The following is a 21646-nucleotide window of genomic DNA, read 5'->3' on the forward strand; positions in this document are numbered from 1 at the left end:
TGCCTTTCAAAATGAAAGGCATTTTTTAATGGATTCTGCCATACATTATAGCAGGGACAAACCGAAAAGGAGGGGAAAACATGGATTTCCCAATCTGGATTTATTTTGTTGTGGCAGGCATTGTCATATGTGCGTTTATGGCGGTGAAAACAGCCCGGGAAGAACACGAACAGGAACAGGAATGGATTGAAAAAGAAGGGGAAGTTTTTATTGAAAGGATGCATAAAGAAAAAGAATTGCGCAGCGGTGAAGCTGAAAAAGCCCATGAAGCATAACGGCCGTAAAAAAACCGCCCCTAACCGGAAGGGCGGTTTTTTGCGGCATTATTTGCTTGATGAAGTCCCAAGCAGGGTGTCAAAAGTTGTTTTCAAATCTTCATCTTTTACTTTTATGTCAGCCGCTTTTAATTCTTTCTTCAAAACGGACTGGATTTTTTCTGTTGTCACTTTTGATTCTTTATATTGTTTGACGACGTCTTTTTTCATTTCGCTGTACGGTTTTTTCTGTTTTTCACCGGTCAGCTGAATAATATGGTAGCCGTAAGAAGTCTTAACAGGGCCGCTGATTTCATTGACTTTCAGTTTATAAGCAGCATTTTCAAAATCGCTGTCCATTTCGCCTGCACCGAACCAGCCGAGGTCTCCGCCTTTAGAAGCAGTTGCGGTATCGGTTGAATACTTTTTGGCCAGCGTTGCAAAGTCGGCGCCTTTATCCAGTTGTTTCTTGATATCTTCCGCTTTCGACTTGCTGGAAACAAGAATGTGGCGCGCTTTGATTTTCGGTTTTATGTCATTGTTATAATAATTTTTTAACTGCTTTTCCGTTGGATGTATGGTTGCCTCTGCCGCTTTTTGTTCAAGCAGTCCGACTTTCACACTGTTGCGGAAATCTTTTTCACTTGCATAACCGTATTGCTGCAGCGCTGTATTAAATGAGCTGCCCAATTGTTTTTTTGTATCGTTTACTTGTTTGTCAATTTCGCTCTTTTTGACAGTGTATTTTTTGGAAAGGACTTTTTCAATGGTAAGCTGCTGGAGCACAGTTGAACCATATTTATCCTTCATTGCATTATATAACTCGTCTTTGGTAACATTTCCGGCGTTCGTCTTCACGACGGCGCTATTGCCGCTGTTGCCGCATGCTGCAAGTCCGAACATGCTGCCTGCCAAAACAAGGGATAGTACCCATTTCTTCATTCAAGAACAACTCCTATTCATTTTGTCTTGCAAGAGAGATTTACAACCACTACTATAACATAAATTGAAAGAGAAAAGAAAGGGATTGCCGGGTTTCTTATGGAATTTTCACACCATGCCAATCTTCTTTTCATATGGGGCAGGCGTTTGTAGAAGGCAGGATGGATGTTTGCTGCATATGATATTGCATGGGGTTCCATTGTGAATTTGTGAAATTTAGGCCGGCAAATAGACGGGTGCCTTAACCAATACAGGGGTGGATGAATAATATACTGATGAAACAAGAGGAGGTGGATGGAATGAGCGGAGGAGCAGCTTACGGAGGCGGCTTTGCCTTGCTGGTTGTGTTGTTCATTTTATTGATCATTATTGGTGCATCCTGGGCTTGGTAAAATTTGGGGTCGGCAGCTGCCGGCCTTTCTTGTTGTGTTGTTATTGAGTGCCAAGGTAGGAGGAAAACAGTAAAATGGTCATGAGGATGTTGATCGTCCGAAAAACTCCCGGCCGGTGTTCTTCCGGTATTTCTTTTTTTGTACATAGATGGCTTGTCAATACGTTGATAAAGTATAATATAAAGAAAGCGTAACTGTAAAAAAAACAAGCACATACATGCCGGCCGGCCCCCCTCCCGAAAATTTGCAGTAAAATAAAGGCGGAGCGCGCCGGTTTAGAATCTGGGTTCGTAACGTTCCGCCTGTCTTTCGGATGGCAAATGTGTAATGCACGCTGGTCTTTTCCATGCAAGGTGGATGAACGATTATTCATTTTTAACAGGCACTGCCTTGAACCGCTCGTGGCGAATGCCGCGGGGAAGTTTTTAAAGGCCGGCCGGACAATGGGCCTTGCCGGAAAACACGCCCCTGTCTAAAACTGAAGCATCCCATGACCGGGGTCGCGCTGTTCTCAGCAGAATCATAAAAACATATAAACGAGGGAACTGAATGGAATCGATTGAACAAAAGCTGGAAAGACTGGAATTTTATCAAACATTGCTTTTAAAAATGATCGGGACCAGCCAATATCCGTTTTTCAGGCTGATTATGGAAAAACAGCTTTCAAAACAGGATATTGAACAATTTTATGCGCTGTGCGATCGTTTGAGCGATGAGCTGAAAGAACAGAAGGCGGACAAATTTGTATATTTTTATCCGCTTTTTCAAAAGTTTAAGGAATCCCTGCATGAAAAACTGCAGCCGGCGGAAGTGATTGCCGCCTGTTTGCAACAAGGGCTGTATCCTGACTTAATGAAGGCATTGAAACGGAATTTGTAGCTGCCCGAAACGGGTCAGAAGCGGTTCAGCGAAGGTTTTCCCAACAGTTCCGTTTCAATGACATCATCCAGCTCCCCATTGAAAATGGAATTTTCTACAATGTCCATAAAATCTTGACCATAAATCTGGCGTACGATCGCAGCCAGTTCCATCATGTCCGGAAATTTGCCGTAAAGATCGTAAAGCGGCATCGTGCCTTGTACGACGGTGCTTTTTTTCGGGTTAAACGCTTCCAATGACTTTAAAAAAATCTCTCTTCCTTTATTGGTTAATTGAATATACGTGTTCCGCTTGTCGTTTTCCTTTTTCGAGAATTCGAGCAAGCCGCGCTCCTCAAGCTTTTTCGAAAAATTAAAAGCTGTTGATACGTGCATCACCCCGAATTTTGCCACGTCCGAAATCGATGCGCCCTTTAAATGATAGGCAATCCATAAAATATGATGTTCATTGATGTTCAGATCGAAAGGCTTAATCCATTGCTGCCAGTCTTTTTCAATCGTTTTCCAGAGCGCTTTCGACAATTGCGTGACCCTTTTGCAAAATAGAAGATACTCATTGGTCGTCAATATTTGTTCCGTCATATTTTTCCCATCACCCCTTACCCTATATATTATCATTATGCCAGTAAAATAAAAAGTAATAAAAAACAATTTACTAAATTTTTTTGAAAAGAATAGCAAAGAAAAAGCCCGGAAAGCGGCAACCGCTTTCCGGGCAGCGAAAAGTCAGGAAGATTTTTTCTCCATTTGTTGTTCCATGTTTTCAATCGTTTTCCGGATTTCCTTGATTTCATTTTGCAGGGCGTCTTTGTTTGGCTCAATGCTTTTTTGCCATTCTTCGATACAGTGTTGGATTTCTTCCATTACGTTCGTGGCGACTTTTTTGCCTTCTGTTGAAAAATCTTCGACGGATGCTTTTAAGTCTTTTACATTTTCGGCGATCCTTTTGACCGATTCAATGAAATCACCGGAATTATTTTTGATGGCTTCCCGTATTCTTTTTCCGGAAGCGGGTGTGGTGAAAAGGACGGAAACAGCGCCTGCTGTTGCTCCAACCAGTAATCCGTAAAATAAACTGGATTTGTTCATGGAATGCACCTCCTGGAATGGTCTTTTATCCTCATGATATAGAATTTGCCAGTCTTTTGCAAAGTTCTCTTTCTTTTTTGCCGGGCTCGTCCAAAGCGATATTCCAAGCTTGACCGCGGATTGTCCTTCACGGGCGGTATGAAGGACAAAAGAGCGGACGCCACGCATCCAACTGTCTTTCATCAGCCCGATGAAAGACAAAACCTGGCCCCCGTGCCGTGGAATTGTCCTTCACAGGCGGTATGAAGGACAAAAGAGCGGGCGGCATGCATCCAACTGTCTTTCATCAGCCCGATGAAAGACAAAACCTGGCTCCCGCGCTGTGGAATTGTCCTTCACAGGCGGTATGAAGGACAAAAGAGCGGACGCCACGCATCCAACTGTCTTTCATCAGCCCGATGAAAGACAAAACCTGGCTCCCGCACCGCAGAATTGTCCTTCATAAGCGGTATGAAGGACAAAAGAGCGGGTTTTGCGCGTGCCTTCTGTTTGTTCTTTACCCGCGTCTGGTACATGTTAATCCGCATCAGGGCATATGATGTAATAGTCCAGGCAGAAAAGAGGGGGAGTTCGTTGGGGCGTGTTGCTTTCTGCTTTTTAATGGCCGGCGTTGTCCTGTTTGCCGCGATGGTCCGGCACATGCTGCTGTACCAGAAAAGAAGAATTTATCCGCCGCGGAAAGTCATAAGAAAAAGGATTGCATTTTTCGGAACGGCCGGAATGGTTTTCCTGCTTCTCGCCGCTCTGTTTCATTTATTTTAAGCTGTGCAAGCGAAAAAAACCGCCGGAAACCCGGCGGCCATTTTCACGCTTGCATGCTGTGGGCGGCATTCGTACGCTTTGCAACGGTTGAGATGATCGGAAAAAGAATAAACATCGCAACTGCATTGAGCACGGTTGCCGGCAAAACGACGGTGCCAAACAAAATGGCAAAAGGCCCTGGCAACCCGGCAATAAAGAACGCGGATCCTAAGAAAATGATGCCTGAAATCAGTGTGCCGATGGCCGTGAATACAATCAGTGCCGGCAGCTTTTTTGCCAGTTTTCCGGAAGCGAGAAGCAAACCGTAAAAAGCAAAAGAAGTGATACATTTATCGATGATGTTCGGGAAAAAACCGCCCGGGAAGCTGGTGGTCAGGCCGGAAATGATGCCGGTCAGTACACCAAGCAACAGTACGTATTTTTTCTCCCTGAACAAAATAATGCCGATAAACATCATAGTAAGCATCATATCCGGTTTCATCCCGAACACGAAGCCCGGAATCACCGTGTGTAATACCGTGCCGATCCCAACAAGCAACGCCAAGCTGACAAGTGATTTTGTCTTCATCTGTCTCCACTCTCCTATTCTCATCTCATCTGGTGCTTTCCCGACGTACCCTCATGGCCGGCGGCGAAAGATTAACCTTATTATAGCATGCAGCCGGAAAAAGTGACGCATGTTTTGATCAAATTGGGCGCAACAAAAAATGGCAGCCCAAATGGCCGCTGAAAAAAATAAGCGCGAACCCGGCTGCAAAAACGCAAAAGTGGGCTTATTCAGTGGCACTACCCGGTGCAACTTATATTTTTTTGGAAATCTCCGCGGCGATTTGCTGGAGGTCCTCCTGGCTGTAATCTTTTTCATGTGTTTTCCAGACTGCCCCGAAGCCGTCTCCTTTTCCATATCGCGGGATCAGGTGCATATGATAATGGAATACAGACTGGCCGGCAATCTCGCCATTATTGTTCAACACATTGAGCCCCACAGGCTGGAATGCCGCTTTCAATGCATTGGCTACGACAGGGACGGATTCAAAGAAATTGCGGGCAATCTCCGGCGTCAGTTCGTAGACATTCTCTTTATGTATTTTCGGGACAATCAGGGTATGGCCCTTTGTCACCTGGCTGATGTCAAGAAAAGCGTATACATGCTCATTTTCGTACACTTTTGCACTCGGGATTTCACCGTTTATAATCTTGCAAAAAATACACATTTTGATCAACCTTTCCATTTTTTTGATTTCATTATAACGGATGAAAAGGCGAAAGAAAAGGAAACGGGGCGGAAATCTGCGTTTCCGCCCCGCTCTGCAGGGTTTTTCAACTAGCCGAAAAGCACCTTTGATCAACACTTCATTTACGAATGATATGGTTGATAATGGGCTTCCTCAACTTTTTCCAACGCGATCATCCCCTTATTGGGTAACGTTTAAAGTGCATCACCTTTAAACAGATTCACCGCCAGCACCTCATGAAAAGGGTGCCTGGAAGTCGGTTATGGCTAATGTAAAGCATCGTTACTGGTCTTTGACAACCACCCCGATTGCTTGTTTTTCCCCTGCAAGTATAGGATGGGCAAATGGTTGGAATCTATACATGCGCATTGCAAAAATTTTTCAGGCGCGCAGTTGGCATTCAGTCACGAACGCTTTCATGGTACAATAAAGGGTACAGATCAGAACTTTTGACATAAAGGGGTTCTTTAGATGACATTATTGGAAGTGGCGTCCTTAACAGGTGGATATACGAAAAAACCTGTGATTCAAGATGTTTCATTTACAGTAGAAGCGGGGCAGCTGATCGGGCTGATCGGCTTAAACGGCGCCGGAAAAAGTACGACCATCCGGCATATTATCGGGTTAATGGAACCGAAAAAAGGGCGGATCACGATCAACGGCAAAAACTTAAACGCGGATCCGGACGCTTATCGGAAGCAGTTTTCGTACATACCGGAAACCCCGATTTTATATGAGGAACTGACGCTGGAAGAACATTTAAAACTGGCGGCAATGGCATATGGCATCGATGAAAAAACCTATGCGGACAGAACCGCGCCTTTATTAAAGGAATTCCGCCTGCATAAAAAGCTCGGCTGGTTTCCGGCCAATTTTTCAAAAGGCATGAAGCAAAAGGTGATGATTATGTGCGCCTTTTTAGTCCAGCCGAGCCTGTACATTATTGACGAGCCTTTTCTCGGCCTCGACCCGCTCGGCATCCAGTCACTGCTGGATTTGATGGGCACGATGAAGAAAAAGGGGGCGGGCATCCTGATGTCCACCCACATTCTTGCAACGGCAGAACGGTATTGCGACGGATTCATCATTTTGCATAACGGGCGGATCCGTGCGAAAGGAACATTAGAAGAGCTGCAGCAGCAATTTTCGATGCCCGGCGCAACATTGGATGATTTGTATATCCAATTGACAAAGGAAGATGACGATGAACGAAATTGACCGCCTTTGGAAAGAAAGATTTGCTTCCTACTTACAAAACCTAAGGCGCTATACACGGTATATTTTTAATGACCATTTGCTGTTTGTGCTGATTTTCGGGCTCGGTGCCGCCGCTTTTTATTACAGCCGCTGGGTGAAGCATCTCAGTCCAGATTTTCCCGTTGCCCTTGTAATGGGCCTTTTGCTCGGGTTGTTTCTGGCGGCGAGCCCGGTGTACACGCTGTTAAAAGAAGCGGACCGGGTGTTTCTTATCCCGATGGAAATGCGGATGCGCCCGTTTTTTAAAAAAGCGATCCTGTTTTCCTTCAGCATTCAGGCTTATCTGCTTCTGTTTGTGCTTGCCGCTTTGATGCCGATGTATGCGGCTGTTACGGGGCACGGATTCGGCCGTTTTTTTGGTCTGCTGATCCTGCTGCTCGTGTTAAAAATGTGGAACCTGCTTTTGAGCTGGAACGTGTATAAACTGCCGGAGCCGTATGCCCCTGTTTTCGACTGGATCATCCGGTTTGCATTAAGCGCCGCGTTTGTGTTTCTCGTTGTCAATGAGGCAAACCTCTTTCTTGTGGTCATTCTGGCTGTCGTTATGCTCGGCTTGTTTCTGTATTTTTACCGGCTCGCCAAAAAAAGGACACTCAGATGGGATGCGCTCATTGAACGCGAAGAAAGGCGGCTGATGGGTTTTTACCGGTTTGCAAATCTGTTTGCCGATGTGCCGGAACTAAAAGGGCAGGTCAAACGGCGCAAATGGCTCGATCCGCTCCTCGCTGGCATCCGATACGGCCAGGAACATACGTATCAATACTTATTTGCCCGCACGTTCCTCAGGACAAGCCAGTATTTCGGGCTTTTTGTCCGGCTGACTGCAATCGGGGCCGTGCTGTTGTTTTTCAGCCATGAACGGGTGCTCGCGCTCGTTCTTGCCGTCGTGTTTATTTATTTGACAGCTTTCCAAATGATCCCGATGATCGGCTCCCACGATTTAAAAATCTGGCTACGCCTCTATCCGGTGCCCCGCAAGTTGAAAGAAACGTCTTTTATCCGGCTGCTTGCAGTCTGCCTGTATGTGCAGACGGTCATTTTTGCAGCGGCGGCAGCATTGAACGGCTTGTGGATGAACGGTCTTTTAGTCCTTGTGGCAGGCGCTGTATTTTCCTGGCTGCTTGTCGCCTGGTATGTCCCCGGAAAAATTCGGCGCCAGTAACGCCGGCGTAAATTTAAAAATGGCGCAGGCTCTCCATGTAAGCGGCGGTTCAGTTGGCAAGTGGCAGCCTGCTCGTAAACATGAAAAAACGGCACAAGCTGGAGAGCCTGTGCCGTTTTTCCATGTCCAATCTTTACTGTCATCGGGCTGTACCGGTTTTAGCACCACGCCCATCTGCGGCGTTTTAAGCCACTGGCCACCCCGGTTTTTGCTAAAAAACGGAACCCCATGCCTGCAGCGGTTTTTCAAAACGCCCGAATTGCCGGGGAAAATAAAACTAGGCCGGCAACGTTGATGCTTGAGCGTTTTCAGACGTTCTGGTACCGGATGGCTGCTGCACCTAAAGTTTTGGCGGCAATAAGCATCGCTTTTTCATGAATGTCAAAGCGTGGATGGTGATGCGGATAGGCCGGGTCGGCTTTTTCCGGGTCCGCCCCTGTGAAGAAAAAGGCGCCTTTTACATGCTGTAAGTAATAGGCAAAATCTTCCCCGATCATTGACGGGTCGACTTCTTCCACATTGGTGACACCTTCGATTTCTTTTGCGCAGTCCGCCAAAAATGCTGTTTCAGCCTCATGGTTCACAACCGGCGGATATCCGCGGAAATAGTGATAATCATATGTGCAGTCCGCGGCCAGGCATGTGCCTTGGATGATCCTTTCGATTTCTTTTTCCACCCTGTCCCGCACATCTTCGTCAAATGTCCGGACCGTGCCCGTGATTTTCGCCGTATCGGCAATGATATTGAAAGCATCGCCGGATGAAAAGGACCCGACCGTTAAAACCGCGGACCGGATCGGATTAATCCGGCGGCTAATGACTTGCTGAAGATTCGTGACAAGTTGCGCCCCGACGACGACCGCGTCTTTCGAAAGATGAGGCTGGGCGCCGTGCCCGCCATGGCCCTGGATCGTCACTTCAAACCGGTCGGCAGCCGCCATAAACGGCCCTCTCCGGTATTGGATATGGCCAACCGGAACCGTTGCCCATAAATGCGTGCCGAAAATGGCATCCACACCTTCGAGGCAGCCGTCTTCGATCATGGCTTTTGCCCCGCCTGGCGCGTATTCTTCGGCATGTTGATGGATGAAAACATATTCGCCTTCCAATTCATCTTTCAATTCATGTATCGCTTTGGCGAGCATTAGCAGTGTCGCCGTATGCCCGTCGTGTCCGCATGCGTGCATCACACCCGGCACCTGTGATTGATAGGGCACATCATTTTCTTCCTGGATTGGCAGCGCATCAAAATCGGCCCGAAGCGCGATGGTTTTCCCCGGCTTTGCGCCTTTTACACGGGCGACGACACCGTTTCCGCCAACATGTTCGCGCGGCTGGATGCCGAGGTTTTTGTAAAAATCAGCAATATAGCGGGCTGTTTCCACTTCTTTAAAGGACAATTCCGGGTGCATATGGAGATATCTTCTTGTCTCCACCATTTCCGGGTACAAACCGTCCAGTTTTTTATGTATTTTTTCCAACACTGTCATCTGCGATTCCCCCAACCTGTTATTTTTACTATTATACCATAATTGTGAAAAAGTCTGCTGCTTTATCGCGGTAACAGCGAAAAGAAAGCGGCGCCTCGGATGCAGGCTGCCGCTGTTGACGCCTTACTACATCATTTACCGCACCGTGTCTAAACGGGCCGCTGTTGGCCTGTGCGAATGGGAGAACGCAGCTCAAGCCGCCCCGTTGGACATGGACATGGGTCAAATCAGAAACATTGCGACTATCGTTGTCACAATGAGACCGGTGATGACAGGAATTACATTTCGCCTTGCCAGTTCAAACGGGTCGACATTGCAAATGGCGGCAGCTGGAATTAATGCCCAGGGAATGATTGTTCCCCCGCCGACAAAGATTGCGGCAATTTGCCCGAGTGCGGTCAGGGTGGCGGCTCCCGACCCGATCGCATGGGCAAACAGCGCTGCAATTGACCCGGCAAGTGAAATGCCGGAAAATCCTGATCCGTCAAGGCCGGTAATGATGCCAACGCCGGCTGTTGTCAGTGCGCCGATTTCTTTTGAGACCGGCATAACTGATGCCAGGGCGCTGCCGAGATCATTCACAATTCCTTGGGAAGCGTCCGGCAGATCGGCATGGATCATCGTATGAAAACCATCTCCGCCAAGATAGAAAAACGCGGCAATTGGAATGACGGGGCCGAACACCTGGAAACCGAACTGCAGACCGTCTATCAAATATTTTGTTACTTTTTCAAGGCCGTTTTTATGGGAACCGGCCATTGTAATGAGCAGCAGGATCATGATCGAGGTGCCGCCAACGAGTGCGGTTGCCGCATCCCCCTGCAAATGAAAAAGAACCATGGCAACGATGTCAAGGATGAAAAAAACAGGAATGAAAAGAGCAAAAAGTTTTTTGTATACCGGCTTGAGCGTGGGGACTTTTGCATCAGGCGGTGCGGTGCGGCCGGCCGGTTTCTCCCCGGTAGCAAGCAAGCCTTTTTTCATATCGCGTTTAAGCAGCAGAAAAGCGGTCACGGTCGTTACCACGCCCATCACGATGACGAGTGGCACGCTCGCTTCTATTACGGACGATACAGGAATGCCGGCACCGTCAGCTGTCAGTTTCGGCGCCCCTTGGATGACATAGTCGCCGGAGAGGGCGATCCCGTGCCCGAACAAGTTCATTGCGACAGCTACACCGATCGCCGGCAGCCCGACCCGGAGTGCAACCGGCAAAAGCACAGCCCCCATCAGTGCGACAGCAGGGGAAGGCCAAAAGAAAGTGGAGATAAACAGCATGAAAAAGCCGATGACCCAAAAAGCGAGATTCGGTCCTTTTATCAGCTTTGCGAACGGGGCCACCATCACATCATTGATCCCGGTATCAAGCATGCTTCTGCTCATTGAGACGATAATGGAAATGACAAGAATGATGGGCAGCAATTCTTTGATCGCAAATACAAAACTCGTAAAAATACCGCTGACAGACGCAGTGAACGACCCCGTTGCAATCCATGCAATGATAAAAATACCGGCAATACATACAAAGGACGTATCCTTTTTCAGTACCATCATCAGGATAATGAAAAGAATAAACATCAAATACACAAAGTGAATGGCAGTCAAATCGATGCCCATTTCCATTGCCCCCTTCTTGATGCAGCATATGGCGAGGGCAAGAAATGGGTGACTGTCACGATCAGAGTGCTTATAGCAATATTATCTGCGTAAATCCAAATGGTCACAGCAACAGATCCCGGCTACCTGAGCAGGCGGCCGGAATCTGTTTATCCTTCTTCTTCATCTTGTGGGATGACATATTCTTTTGTAAAAGCAGGGGCATCGTATGTGCTTTTGTTTGTGCCGATTTCATCCAGATCCAGGCTATGGATAAGCAAATAGTCAATGGAACGCTTCCATCTTTCGAAACTTTCTTCGTCTTTCCAGCCGGTAATGGCGATATACGTATCCCCTTTTACCGGGCGGAGGAGCCGATATGCTGCAAAACCGGGCTTGTTTTCTATGGCCGGGGTGTTTTTTTTGAAGTGGAATTCATAAACCGGTTTTCCTTCATCCGGAATCGGAAGATGGGTAAAAATGAAGAATATGCCGTCTTCCAAATTTCCGCTGGAGGCAGCCAGCTGATAACGGCGCGGCGAGGCAAAAACGGTTTTCCCCTCCGTTTCGTGCAACAACAGGGCATGTTCCGGGTTTTGCAACAGCACCATCTTTTCATCGGGATACTTTTCCTTTATTTTTAAGAGAAAATCATAAGTACCCGTTGTGACGTAGACATTCATTTCTATCACCCCTCTCTACTTCCAGTTTAACCTATATCTTTCCGCTGTTCAATTTGTAAAGTTTTGCAAAATAAAGACGGCGGCCGAAAGCGAATAGAAATAGGAAGCGGCTCACGCCTTTTCATCTTTTCTGTCTGTGCCGGAGAGGCGATGGGGGAAGGAAGCGGCACAAAATGGAATAATAATGAAAAAACCGGGTAAAAATCGGACATAGCCTGTATTTCGCGTACAACCCTAAGGAAAAGCAAAATACGGCAAATTTGTGACAGTTGAAAGAGCTGGCTGCACAATGCTTTTTAAAACGATTATAGTAAAAAAAGATATTACCCTTTCAGGATAAAATAGTTTTTATTTGAAAAGAATTATTATAAAATAAATGGTGACTGTGTGGCGTGAGGAGGATAACATTTGAAGAAAAAAATCCTAAACGATTCCCTTTTAAAAGCGGCCAGGGGAGAACAGACAGGCCGCGTCCCCGTCTGGTATATGCGGCAGGCCGGCAGATCCCAGCCTGAATACCGGAAGCTGAAAGAAAAGTATTCTCTGTTCGACATCACGCATCAGCCGGAACTGTGCGCATATGTGACAAGGCTGCCGGTAGAGCATTACGATGTGGATGCCGCCATTCTTTATAAAGATATCATGACGCCGCTCCCCGCCCTCGGTGTGGAAGTTGAAATCCTCAAAGGAGCAGGCCCTGTCATACATAACCCGGTTTCTTCGTTAAAAGATGTGGAAAAATTGGGGGAGTTGCATCCGGAAGAAGATGTTCCCTATGTTCTGGAGACGATCCGGCTGTTAACGGAGGAACAATTGGCGGTTCCGTTGATCGGATTTTCCGGCGCGCCTTTTACTCTGGCCAGTTATATGATTGAAGGCGGGCCTTCAAAAGATTATAGAAAAACAAAAGCGTTTATGTATACAGAACCAAAAGCGTGGTTTGCGCTGATGGAAAAACTGGCGGATATGATCATCGTGTATGTAAAAGCGCAAATCAAAGCCGGAGCCAGCGCCATTCAAATATTCGATTCATGGGTGGGTGCTTTAAATGCAGCGGATTACCGCTATTATATGAAACCTGTGATGGAACGGATATTTACCGCGCTGCGAACAGAAAATGCCCCGTTCATCTTGTTCGGTGTCGGGGCCGGGCATCTGGCGCTTGAATGGAACAGCCTGCCAATTGATGTGGTTGGCCTCGACTGGCGGCTGCCGATCCAAAAAGCGCGCGCGCTCGGCGTGACAAAAGCAATCCAGGGCAATCTTGACCCCGCCGTGCTCTTGTCCCCGTGGGAAGTTATTCAAGAAAAGGCGGCCGCCATACTGGACGAAGGCATGGCGCAGCCGGGTTACATCTTTAACCTCGGGCACGGCGTCACCCCTGATGTCCGTCCGGAAACATTAAAAAGGCTGACAACGTTTATTCATGAATACAGCGAAAGAAAACAACAGGAGGAAGCATAATGGAAAAGAAAAAAATCGGACTGCTTGTCATGGCGTACGGCACGCCGTATAAAGAAGAAGATATTGAGCGTTACTATACCCATATCCGGCACGGGAGAAGGCCCCAGGATGAGATGCTGGAAGATTTGAAACGCCGGTATAAAGCAATCGGAGGTCTGTCCCCGCTTGCCAAAATAACAGAAAACCAGACATATGCGCTTGAAGCGAGGCTGAATGAACGGACGGACGGAGCGGAATTTAAAGCTTATATCGGCTTAAAACATATTGAACCTTTTATTGAAGATGCCGTCAAACAAATGCATGATGACGGTATTGAAGAAGCGGTATCGATCGTGCTTGCGCCACATTACTCGGCTTTTAGCGTGAAATCGTACAACGAAAGGGCGAAAGAAGCAGCGGCAAAACTGGGTGGGCCCGCCATCCAATCGGTCGAAAGCTGGTATGATGAACCGAAATTTGTCGATTTTTGGGCACAGCAACTTCAGAAAACGTATGCTACAATGAGTGAAGAAGAACGTGCGTCTTCCTGCCTGATTGTATCCGCCCACAGCCTCCCGGAAAAAATTTTGCAGTACGGCGACCCGTATCCGGAACAAATCCGGGAAACAGCTGATCTGATTGCGGAGGCAGCGGGCGTCCAGGCGTATGCAGTCGGCTGGCAAAGTGCAGGCAATACGCCGGATCCGTGGCTCGGCCCCGATGTGCAGGACCTTACAAGAACGCTGTATGAAAAACATCATTATAAGGCTTTCATTTATGCTCCGGTCGGGTTCGTTGCGGAACATCTGGAAGTTTTATATGATAATGATTATGAGTGCAAGGCAGTTTGCGATGCAGTCGGCGCATCGTATTATCGCCCGGAAATGCCGAATGACAACCCGGCTTTTATTGATGCGCTGGCTGAGGCCGTTTTGAAAAAAACAAAATTCGGTTTACTGCCGCAAGAATAGGCAGCCGCCGGAGATTTTTAACGTATTTCCATAAAACATGACATTATTGCCAAAGAAGGTGCTGACCATGGCCGGAAACAGAAAAAAAGTAGCTGTACTTGGCGGCGGAATCACCGGCTTGACAGCTGCTTATTATTTGCGGCGCCTTGTTGAGGACCAACAGCTGCCGCTTGATGTGATATTGTTGGAAAAAGGGCGCCGGCTTGGCGGCAAAATCCAGACGGTCAGGCGTGCCGGATTTGTCATTGAACGCGGGCCGGATTCTTTTCTGGCAAGAAAGCAAAGCGCTTTGCATCTGGCAGAAGATCTCGGGCTTTCGCCTTCCCTCGTATCCAATGCGACAGGCAAATCTTATATTTTATTAAACCAACAGCTCTATCCGGTGCCAAGAGGGTCTGTGATGGGCATTCCGACAAGATTAGCGCCTTTTTTTGCTTCTCCTTTGTTTTCCGTTACCGGCAAAATCCGGGCGCTCTGCGATTTGATCCTGCCCCGGAAAAATACCGGTGAAGACCAGTCAGTCGGGGATTTTGTCCGCTACCGGCTCGGTGAAGAAGTGCTGGAAAACCTTGTTGAACCATTATTGTTCGGGGTATATGCCGGGGATGTCGACGAGCTGAGCGTGCTGGCAACGCAGCCTCAATTTTTCGAGGCTGTCCAAAAGCACCGCAGCCTGATCCTCGGCATGAAAAAAGTAGCAGCGGAATTTGCGCAAGACTCCAGGCCTACCCGGAAAAAGGGGGCTTTTTTAACCTTTCAAAACGGCCTTGAAACGCTCGTTGAAGCACTTGAGGAAAAAATCGGCGCTGAGGCAGTCATGAAGGGTGTGACGGTGGACGCGATTGAAAAAAGCGCGGGCGGCGGGGATTACAGGATCACATTGACAAATGGAACCCACATGAAAGCGGATTATATTATTTCAGCCCTCCCCCATTTTTCGCTCCCCCATATTTTTTCAAAGTATGCTTTTTTTGCGCCGCTCGAAAAGGTGCCATCCACGTCCGTCGCAACCGTATCGATGGCGTTTCCGGAGAGCGCGGTAAAAAAAGACATTGACGGGACAGGCTTTGTGGTGACGAGAAACAGTGATTATACAATTACAGCCTGCACGTGGACGCATAAAAAATGGCCGCACACCGCACCGGAAGGAAAAGCGTTGCTGCGTTGTTATATCGGCCGGTCGGCGGAAGCCGCGGTCGTCGATCTCGCAGATGACAGGATCCAGAAAATCGTGCTGGAAGATTTGAATAAAATCATGGAAATTACAGCAGAACCGGAGTTTACGGTTGTTTCCCGCTGGAAATATGCAATGCCGCAATATACGGTAGGCCATAAAGAAAGAATGGATAAGATTTTAGCGGCAGCCAAACATGAATTGCCGGGCATTTCTTTTGCCGGCAGCTCGTTTAACGGGGTCGGCGTGCCGGACTGCATCTCCCAGGGAAGGGCGGCGGTTGGCGAGATGCTCCGGTACTTCCAACTCAAGGCTGAATTTTAATAGACAGTGAAGAAGCGGTAGGGTGCATTCGACTGGCACCTGCCGTTTTTATTGTCCCGAAACGGGAGTCAGGCATGTATAAATTTTTCCGGCGCGTTGCCAGGTAAGTATGCCGCATCAGCGCGCACTCCCCAATGGAGAAATGCTTTATTTGAAGAAGCGGGCAAGCTGAAAAATGAAAAGCTTGAATGATTCGTTTTGGCAAGAAGCAGATTCACTGAATGCAATTACTTGATGTTCAAGGGGAAACGTGGTATATTACTTTTTGTGCAAAAATGACCAAAAAACCAAAATAGTCAATTGTTCTCGAGGGAGGTGGAAAGCTTGGAAACGGACCGCAGGCTGCAAATATTAAACGCTGCTACAAAATCTTTTGCCCAGTATGGTTATAAAGCGACAACAATGGATCTGATCGCGAAAATGGCCAATGTTGGAAAAGGGACCATTTATAACTTTTTCCGCAATAAAGAAGAATTATTCCATGAAATCATTGCCCGCCTGATTGATGAAATGGAGCAGGTGGCAGAAGCGTCAATGGATCCAGATGCTTCCTTTTATGCCAATCTGCATTCCGCTCTGTTCAGCATCCTTGAATTCCGCAAAACCCATCAGCTGACGCTTAAATTATTTGAAGAGCAGAAAGAAATGGGAACGCCGGCCGTCAATGACATGGTCGAGAAAATTGAAGAGCGGATCATTGACTATTTGAAGGGGATGCTCGAACGGGCGATACAGGCGGGGAAAATCAAACCGTGCAATCCGGAACTGACCGCTTTTATCATGTTTAAACTGTACGTCGCCATTATTTTTGACTGGGAAAAGCACCATGATTCCCTGTCGAAAGAGGAAATCGCGGAGGCGTTTGAACTGTATTTGTTAAAAGGGCTGCAGAACTGATTTTTCGGTTGGAAAAGGAGGTATTTTAGATGGACAATTTATGGTTCGCGGAAATACGGAATATTTTACGTTCGCCGAAAAAGCTGATTGAAACGGCAGCCATTATTCTTGTGCCAATTTTATATGCCGGCATGTTTATCTGGTCTTTTTGGGATCCGTACGGGCATCTTGAAAAATTGCCGGTTGCCGTTGTAAATGAAGACAAAGGAGCACAAATGGAGGGGGAACATCTCGCCCTCGGGGATAAGCTCATCAAAAATTTAAAGGAAAAGGACAGTTTTGATTTTCACTTTGTCGATAAGCAAACAGCGGAGAAAAAACTGAACGATAACCAATATTATATGATTATAGAGATCCCTGAAGATTTCTCTAAAAACGCAACCACATTACTGGATAAAAACCCAAAAAAATTGCAGTTGAACTATATTCAAAACCAAGCAATGAACTACACTTCTTCCAAAATTGAAGAATCTGCAATGACAAAAATAAAATCGAGCGTTGCAGAACAGGTGACAAAAACGTATGCGGAAGAAGTATTCGGCAAAGTGAAAGAGATGGCAAACGGCTACCGGTCTGCCGGAAACGGGGCAAGTAGCCTTGCCAAAGGGAGCGGAAAACTAAACGACGGCGCAGTTGTCTTAAGAAAAGGAACGGAAAATTTATTGACCGGCGCTACAGCCTTGAACGACGGCATCGGTCGGGTTCATAACGGCGCGGCTGATTTAAACAAGGGCGCTTTGAAACTGTATAACGGTTCACGCACGCTCGGCGAAGGAATTGCCCAGGCGAACAGCGGCGCCGTTTCCTTGAAAAACCATTTAGCCCAATTGGCGGCAAGCTCGGTTACTTTTTCAAACGGGCTGTCGGAGGCAAAATCGGGTGCTGACAAGGTCGCAAATGGTTCAAAATCGTTGGCCTCAGGCATGAACCAGCTGCAGACGGCAAGTGGCCAGTTGCTTGATGCGTCGAAACAGCTTCAATCTGGTGCCGACAAGGTGGCAAACGGGAGCGCCACATTAAGTAATGGCTTAAATGATGCAAACAAAAAGCTTCCGGCGTTAACGAGCGGCACCGCCAAAGTGCAAAGCGGCGTAAAAGAGCTGCAACAAAAGTTGCCTGAAAATCTTGCAGCGGGCATTACAAGCCAGATGGAGAAAACGATGATGTCCCCTCGTGTTCAGTCACAAATCGATGCGATGAGCGGTAGCATGTTTGACCAGCAAAAGGCACAGGCAGAAAACTTGCTCAGCCAGTTAAAACAAGTGCTGCCACCCGAAACGTATCAGACGGTTTCCAACCAAATCTTAAGTAATTATACAGATAAAAAGAAACAGGAATTCCAACAAGCATTCCAAGACGAGGTCAAAAATAAGCTTTTGGCATCGTTAACCAGCGGGTCTGCCTCTACGCAAGCCGCTTTGCAAAGCCAAATTCAACAGGCGATTGCTCCGTACTTTTCCGACCTGAACGAAGGGCTTACAAAGGTAAGCAGCGGGCAGCAAAAATTGCAAACTGGTATTGACCAACTTACCAAAGGTGCCAATACTTTGAATGCTGGCGCACAGCAACTTGCAAGCGGCCAAAATGCATTCGTCAAAAACGCAACCATTTTTAACGGGAAACTGCAACAAGCTGCATCTGGCGCAAACAGCCTTGAATCCGGGGCGACGGCGGTTGCATCCGGGCTTGGCCAGCTTTCTAGAGGATCAGGTCAGCTCGTAACCGGAACGAAACAACTGGCAGACGGGTCAAGCACGCTTGCAGAAGGGACCGGAAAACTGGCAGACGGTTCAAACGAATTGACGAACGGTACACAATCGCTTGCAAACGGCTCAAGCGTGCTCGTAAAAGGCACGTCCCAATTGTTAAACGGCGCAGGCCAGTTGCAAAGCGGCAGCAAGCAGTTGAACAACGGTGCGGGCAACCTTGTTTCCGGCACAGGCCAATTAAATGCCGGCGCAGACAAACTGAGCAATAAACTTGGCAAAGCGGCTGACCAGGCCGGAGCCATCAACCCGACCGGCGCCACTTATAATATGATGAGCAGCCCGGTCCGTCTGAATCATGATGCTGTGACAAAAGTGCCGAACTATGGTACCGGCCTTGCACCGTATTTCTTATCGCTCGGGCTTTTTGTCGGCGGATTATTGCTGACGATTATCTACAATGTAAAAGCACCGGCAATCATGCCGAAAAACGGGGTAACCTGGTTTCTTGGAAAATTCGGCGTCATGGCACTGATTGGCGTCTTACAATCGCTTTTGGCAGATTTCATTCTGCTTGATCTGCTGAAATTGCATGTGCAAAGTGTGCCGCTGTTTATGATCGCAACCATTGTGACAAGCCTGACCTATATGGCGATCATTCACTTTTTGGTTGCGGCATTCGCCAACCCGGGCAGATACATTGCCGTCATCATTTTGATTTTGCAACTGACGACAAGTGCAGGTACATTCCCGCTTGAATTGATTCCAAAACCGCTTCAGGGTGTTCATGATCTGATGCCGATGACCTATTCGCTGCAAATGTTCAAAGCGGTGATTTCAAGCGGCGATTTCAGCTACATGTGGCAAAATGTTGATAAGCTTTCGGTCTTTTTTGCAGCGTTTATCTTTCTTTCCCTTCTGTACTTTGTTGTGAAATTTAGACATCTTCACAGGATGGCAGAAAAGGAAGGAGCAGCCTCTCCGGTAGAAGCATAAGAGATTTGCTGTAAAAGCAGCAGGACGAAGCCATATTGGCCGATCCTGCTGCTTTTTTATTGCAAAATATGACGAACAGGATAAATTGCTTCAGGCAACACGTAAAGGAGGAATGGTTAGTCCGACTATAGTTGTATTTGTAAATGGAGCTGCATGCCGGTATTTTATATTTCAAGGGCTTGCCGGACATTGCTGTAAAAGACAGGTTTCCGCCATTTTCCATGTGAAGCGATCACAAAAGCAGCCCCTTTTTCGGAAACAATGATAAAACTTTCACAAACTTGTCATGAACGGGTATAAAAGCGCTTTCTGCAGGGGCTTATAATAAGATTAGAGATGGTGTAAAGGAAAGGGTGAGAGAGGTGGGCTACGAACGATTGGCCAGTAAACTGGTGCAGCTTTCGGGAGGCGGGGAAAATATTCAAGCGGTTTTCCACTGCTCAACAAGGCTCCGCTTTAAATTAAAAGACCCGGGGCGGGCAAAAAAAGCGGCGGTAGAGGAGCTTGACGGGGTGATTTCGGCCGCTGTTTCCGGCGGGTATTTTCATATTGTGACAGGGATAAATGCCGGGGAAGTGCACAATGACATGTTAAAATATCTGCATCTAGTCCGGATGGAAAGCGGGCAACGGGAAGAAACTTCTGGCTTTGAAAACCCGGTCATGCAGCCGGGCAGATTAACCGGACGCCCGGATGCGGCAGAAATATCCGGCCTTGAGGATCAATTGTTTCATCAGATGATGGACACGGCGACATCCATTTTGAATGCCCGGGGCGGAGGCGAGCCGGTTATGGTCGTTTTATTCGGGTGCAAAAACAAAGAACCGGCCGTTGCCGGAGGTATCCCGCATAAGAAAACGGAAGAACCGGTGCGATATCAGAAAAAGGAAATGATCGCCAGCCCGTTTACAGGGGAAACGATCCCGCTTGAGCAAGTCAATGATCCTGCATTTTCTTCCGGCATACTCGGCAAAGGGGTCGGCATTAAGCCTTCTGTTGGCAAGCTTTTTGCGCCGATCAGCGGGACGGTAACGGCGGTGTTTCCGAGCGGGCACGCGATCGGCATCACGTCCAAAACCGGCATTCAAATTTTGATTCATATCGGTATTGATACGGTCCGGCTCGAAGGAAAATATTATCATGTCCATGTGAAAAAAAGCCAGCCGGTTGAAAAAGGTGAAATGTTAATCGAATTTGATATTCCTGAAATCGAAGCAGCCGGGTACGATTTAACTTCCCCGGTTGTGATCACGAACGCGGACAATTATGTTGAGGTGCTGGAAACGGACCGGAAAAAAGTTGTTGCCAGTGACCAGCTGATGACGATAGTCAGTTAAAAAACAAACAGGGTGCCGCATGCGGCGCCCTGTTTGTCAGTAAACAATATCCACCTGATGATCTTTGAAAAAACGGAGCCATTCATCACTCGGTTTTTCATCTGTGACCACAAAGTCAACAGCCGAAAAATCCGCAAAATGGACAAAGGCAATTTTGTCGAATTTGCTTTTGTCCGCGAGCAGAATGACTTTATTTGCCTGTTTGAGCATTTCCTTTTTAATATGGCTTTCCGCTTCATTCGAGTCGGTGATCCCCCGCACCATGGAAATGCCTTTACAACTGAACAGCGCCACATCGACATTGTATTGGCGCACAGCATGTTCAGCAACAGAACCGACCAGCGAATTGGAACGTTTCCGCAGCGCTCCGCCTGTTGACAGAAGCTGAATGTTTGACTGGGCCAGTTCGCTTAATGCGATGGCAGAATTGGTTAAGACGACAAGTCCCTCTTTCGTTCTGTTCAACTCTTTTAACGCTTCCAACACGGTCGAGCTCGCATCCGCCACAATCGTATTTCCGTCTGAAATGAGCGGCTGCAGCTTGCCGGCAATGTTTTGCTTTGCTTCCATATTGACGGTGAATCTTGTCTGGTAGGGGAGATCTTCATTTGTATGGAGATTGAGCACAGCACCCCCGTATGTCCGCGTCACAATTCCTTCTTTTTCAAGCTTCTCCAGATCTCGCCTGATCGTCTCTTCCGTTACTTGAAACTCCTTTGCCAAATTGGCAACATACACTTTTTTCTCCCGGTACAGCGTATTTAAAATTTTATCTCTCCGTTCAAAAGCCAGCATGTCCCCAACCCCGTTCCTGTCCTGTATCCTTTTCTCTGATAAGTCCATTTTAGCAAAAATCGTCCGTTTAAAAAAGAAAACAACAAAAGTACAATAAAATAAATAAAAAAATCTTTTTTTATATTGATTTATGTTTGTTCTTTCGCTAGTATAGGAAATGTGAAGAAGGGTTTTCACAAACCAGTTAAAGAAAGCGGTTTCTGAACCAAATTTTGAAGTGCACGCATGGCGGCTTGTTTGTCCCGCTGCCAACAATCAATATA

The 21646-nt window shown here is 47.3% G+C and carries 21 protein-coding genes; 12 read left to right on the forward strand and 9 right to left on the reverse strand.

All coding sequences use genetic code 11. The annotated features are described in order from the left end of the window. The first annotated feature begins 80 nt into the window (after window positions 1-80). Window positions 81-275, forward strand: a complete 195-nt coding sequence (locus NSS95_RS04130; protein WP_013858718.1) for a sporulation YhaL family protein — start codon at window positions 81-83, stop codon at window positions 273-275. A gap of 48 nt (window positions 276-323) precedes the next feature. Here the strand turns inward: NSS95_RS04130 and NSS95_RS04135 are convergent, their stop codons facing one another. Further along, entirely contained in the window at window positions 324-1196 is an 873-nt protein-coding gene (locus NSS95_RS04135) for a peptidylprolyl isomerase (RefSeq protein WP_017550229.1), read from the reverse strand. Window positions 1197-1495: 299 nt separating this feature from the next. On the opposite strand from NSS95_RS04135, the gene NSS95_RS04140 reads away from it, so the two are divergent. Next, on the forward strand, window positions 1496-1588 hold the full coding sequence (locus NSS95_RS04140; protein ID WP_017550228.1) for a YjcZ family sporulation protein: 93 nt from the start codon (window positions 1496-1498) through the stop codon (window positions 1586-1588). Between the two features lie 549 nt (window positions 1589-2137). Next, on the forward strand, window positions 2138-2467 hold the full coding sequence (locus tag NSS95_RS04145) for a YhaI family protein (protein WP_014095795.1): 330 nt from the start codon (window positions 2138-2140) through the stop codon (window positions 2465-2467). Between the two features lie 14 nt (window positions 2468-2481). Here the strand turns inward: NSS95_RS04145 and NSS95_RS04150 are convergent, their stop codons facing one another. Together NSS95_RS04150 and NSS95_RS04155 are read right to left on the reverse strand one after the other, a co-directional pair. Beyond that, entirely contained in the window at window positions 2482-3048 is a 567-nt protein-coding gene (locus NSS95_RS04150; protein WP_017550226.1) for an HTH-type transcriptional regulator Hpr, read from the reverse strand. A gap of 144 nt (window positions 3049-3192) precedes the next feature. Further along, window positions 3193-3555: a YtxH domain-containing protein gene (locus tag NSS95_RS04155; protein WP_014095793.1), complete on the reverse strand. Its 363-nt coding sequence runs from the start codon at window positions 3553-3555 to the stop codon at window positions 3193-3195. A 573-nt stretch (window positions 3556-4128) separates the two neighbouring features. Between NSS95_RS04155 and NSS95_RS04160 the strand changes: the two genes are divergently transcribed. Next, window positions 4129-4317, forward strand: coding sequence for a hypothetical protein (locus NSS95_RS04160; protein ID WP_026683724.1), 189 nt, complete (start codon window positions 4129-4131; stop codon window positions 4315-4317). 43 nt (window positions 4318-4360) lie between these two features. Here NSS95_RS04160 and NSS95_RS04165 read toward each other — a convergent pair whose 3' ends face one another. Continuing rightward, entirely contained in the window at window positions 4361-4885 is a 525-nt protein-coding gene (locus NSS95_RS04165) for a tryptophan transporter (RefSeq protein ID WP_014095792.1), read from the reverse strand. 232 nt (window positions 4886-5117) lie between these two features. Further along, entirely contained in the window at window positions 5118-5531 is a 414-nt protein-coding gene (locus NSS95_RS04170) for an HIT family protein (RefSeq protein WP_014095791.1), read from the reverse strand. A gap of 492 nt (window positions 5532-6023) precedes the next feature. Between NSS95_RS04170 and NSS95_RS04175 the strand changes: the two genes are divergently transcribed. Continuing rightward, window positions 6024-6770: an ABC transporter ATP-binding protein gene (locus NSS95_RS04175; RefSeq protein WP_026683727.1), complete on the forward strand. Its 747-nt coding sequence runs from the start codon at window positions 6024-6026 to the stop codon at window positions 6768-6770. Continuing rightward, window positions 6757-7971: an ABC transporter permease gene (locus NSS95_RS04180; protein ID WP_340713804.1), complete on the forward strand. Its 1215-nt coding sequence runs from the start codon at window positions 6757-6759 to the stop codon at window positions 7969-7971. The genes NSS95_RS04175 and NSS95_RS04180 overlap by 14 nt, the downstream gene beginning before the upstream one ends. Window positions 7972-8279: 308 nt before the next feature. On the opposite strand, the gene NSS95_RS04185 is transcribed toward NSS95_RS04180, so the two are convergent. The 3 genes from NSS95_RS04185 to NSS95_RS04195 form a co-directional block, all read right to left on the reverse strand. Continuing rightward, window positions 8280-9461, reverse strand: a complete 1182-nt coding sequence (locus NSS95_RS04185; RefSeq protein ID WP_035189388.1) for a M20 metallopeptidase family protein — start codon at window positions 9459-9461, stop codon at window positions 8280-8282. A 222-nt stretch (window positions 9462-9683) separates the two neighbouring features. Beyond that, the gene (locus tag NSS95_RS04190; protein WP_026104489.1) at window positions 9684-11078 is read right to left on the reverse strand and encodes a hypothetical protein; all 1395 of its coding nucleotides are present in this window, start codon (window positions 11076-11078) and stop codon (window positions 9684-9686) included. 149 nt (window positions 11079-11227) lie between these two features. Beyond that, on the reverse strand, window positions 11228-11740 hold the full coding sequence (locus tag NSS95_RS04195; RefSeq protein WP_017550223.1) for an antibiotic biosynthesis monooxygenase family protein: 513 nt from the start codon (window positions 11738-11740) through the stop codon (window positions 11228-11230). 408 nt (window positions 11741-12148) lie between these two features. On the opposite strand from NSS95_RS04195, the gene hemE reads away from it, so the two are divergent. The 6 genes from hemE to NSS95_RS04225 all read left to right on the forward strand — a co-directional run bounded on the left by hemE (window position 12149) and on the right by NSS95_RS04225 (window position 20588). Continuing rightward, complete coding sequence (hemE, locus tag NSS95_RS04200) at window positions 12149-13204, forward strand: uroporphyrinogen decarboxylase (RefSeq protein ID WP_014095785.1); 1056 nt, start codon at window positions 12149-12151, stop codon at window positions 13202-13204. Beyond that, the gene (hemH, locus tag NSS95_RS04205; RefSeq protein WP_014095784.1) at window positions 13204-14154 is read left to right on the forward strand and encodes a ferrochelatase; all 951 of its coding nucleotides are present in this window, start codon (window positions 13204-13206) and stop codon (window positions 14152-14154) included. Before hemE ends, hemH begins: the two co-directional genes overlap by 1 nt. A gap of 67 nt (window positions 14155-14221) precedes the next feature. Then, entirely contained in the window at window positions 14222-15652 is a 1431-nt protein-coding gene (gene hemY / locus NSS95_RS04210; RefSeq protein WP_014095783.1) for a protoporphyrinogen oxidase, read from the forward strand. A gap of 324 nt (window positions 15653-15976) precedes the next feature. Beyond that, complete coding sequence (locus tag NSS95_RS04215) at window positions 15977-16549, forward strand: TetR/AcrR family transcriptional regulator (protein WP_014095782.1); 573 nt, start codon at window positions 15977-15979, stop codon at window positions 16547-16549. Window positions 16550-16578: 29 nt separating this feature from the next. Then, window positions 16579-19251 (forward strand): YhgE/Pip domain-containing protein, encoded by a 2673-nt coding sequence (locus NSS95_RS04220; RefSeq protein WP_061086511.1) that lies wholly within the window; start codon window positions 16579-16581, stop codon window positions 19249-19251. Between the two features lie 377 nt (window positions 19252-19628). After that, window positions 19629-20588: a glucose PTS transporter subunit IIA gene (locus NSS95_RS04225; RefSeq protein WP_340713805.1), complete on the forward strand. Its 960-nt coding sequence runs from the start codon at window positions 19629-19631 to the stop codon at window positions 20586-20588. A gap of 36 nt (window positions 20589-20624) precedes the next feature. Here NSS95_RS04225 and NSS95_RS04230 read toward each other — a convergent pair whose 3' ends face one another. Then, the gene (locus tag NSS95_RS04230) at window positions 20625-21383 is read right to left on the reverse strand and encodes a DeoR/GlpR family DNA-binding transcription regulator (RefSeq protein ID WP_026683736.1); all 759 of its coding nucleotides are present in this window, start codon (window positions 21381-21383) and stop codon (window positions 20625-20627) included. Between the last annotated feature and the right edge of the window lie 263 nt (window positions 21384-21646).

Source organism: Weizmannia sp. FSL K6-3076 (assembly GCF_038007245.1).
Classification (GTDB): domain Bacteria; phylum Bacillota; class Bacilli; order Bacillales; family Bacillaceae_C; genus Weizmannia; species Weizmannia faecalis.

Excerpts from the sequence above, each read along its gene's own strand:
- NSS95_RS04130 (WP_013858718.1), top strand. The coding sequence starts at position 81 with ATGGATTTCCCAATCTGGATTTATTTTGTTGTGGCAGGCATTGTCATA.
- NSS95_RS04135 (WP_017550229.1), bottom strand. The coding sequence starts at position 1,196 with ATGAAGAAATGGGTACTATCCCTTGTTTTGGCAGGCAGCATGTTCGGA.
- NSS95_RS04140 (WP_017550228.1), top strand. The coding sequence starts at position 1,496 with ATGAGCGGAGGAGCAGCTTACGGAGGCGGCTTTGCCTTGCTGGTTGTG.
- NSS95_RS04145 (WP_014095795.1), top strand. The coding sequence starts at position 2,138 with ATGGAATCGATTGAACAAAAGCTGGAAAGACTGGAATTTTATCAAACA.
- NSS95_RS04150 (WP_017550226.1), bottom strand. The coding sequence starts at position 3,048 with ATGACGGAACAAATATTGACGACCAATGAGTATCTTCTATTTTGCAAA.
- NSS95_RS04155 (WP_014095793.1), bottom strand. The coding sequence starts at position 3,555 with ATGAACAAATCCAGTTTATTTTACGGATTACTGGTTGGAGCAACAGCA.
- NSS95_RS04165 (WP_014095792.1), bottom strand. The coding sequence starts at position 4,885 with ATGAAGACAAAATCACTTGTCAGCTTGGCGTTGCTTGTTGGGATCGGC.
- NSS95_RS04170 (WP_014095791.1), bottom strand. The coding sequence starts at position 5,531 with ATGTGTATTTTTTGCAAGATTATAAACGGTGAAATCCCGAGTGCAAAA.
- NSS95_RS04175 (WP_026683727.1), top strand. The coding sequence starts at position 6,024 with ATGACATTATTGGAAGTGGCGTCCTTAACAGGTGGATATACGAAAAAA.
- NSS95_RS04180 (WP_340713804.1), top strand. The coding sequence starts at position 6,757 with ATGAACGAAATTGACCGCCTTTGGAAAGAAAGATTTGCTTCCTACTTA.
- NSS95_RS04185 (WP_035189388.1), bottom strand. The coding sequence starts at position 9,461 with ATGACAGTGTTGGAAAAAATACATAAAAAACTGGACGGTTTGTACCCG.
- NSS95_RS04190 (WP_026104489.1), bottom strand. The coding sequence starts at position 11,078 with ATGGGCATCGATTTGACTGCCATTCACTTTGTGTATTTGATGTTTATT.
- NSS95_RS04195 (WP_017550223.1), bottom strand. The coding sequence starts at position 11,740 with ATGAATGTCTACGTCACAACGGGTACTTATGATTTTCTCTTAAAAATA.
- hemH (WP_014095784.1), top strand. The coding sequence starts at position 13,204 with ATGGAAAAGAAAAAAATCGGACTGCTTGTCATGGCGTACGGCACGCCG.
- hemY (WP_014095783.1), top strand. The coding sequence starts at position 14,222 with ATGGCCGGAAACAGAAAAAAAGTAGCTGTACTTGGCGGCGGAATCACC.
- NSS95_RS04220 (WP_061086511.1), top strand. The coding sequence starts at position 16,579 with ATGGACAATTTATGGTTCGCGGAAATACGGAATATTTTACGTTCGCCG.
- NSS95_RS04230 (WP_026683736.1), bottom strand. The coding sequence starts at position 21,383 with ATGCTGGCTTTTGAACGGAGAGATAAAATTTTAAATACGCTGTACCGG.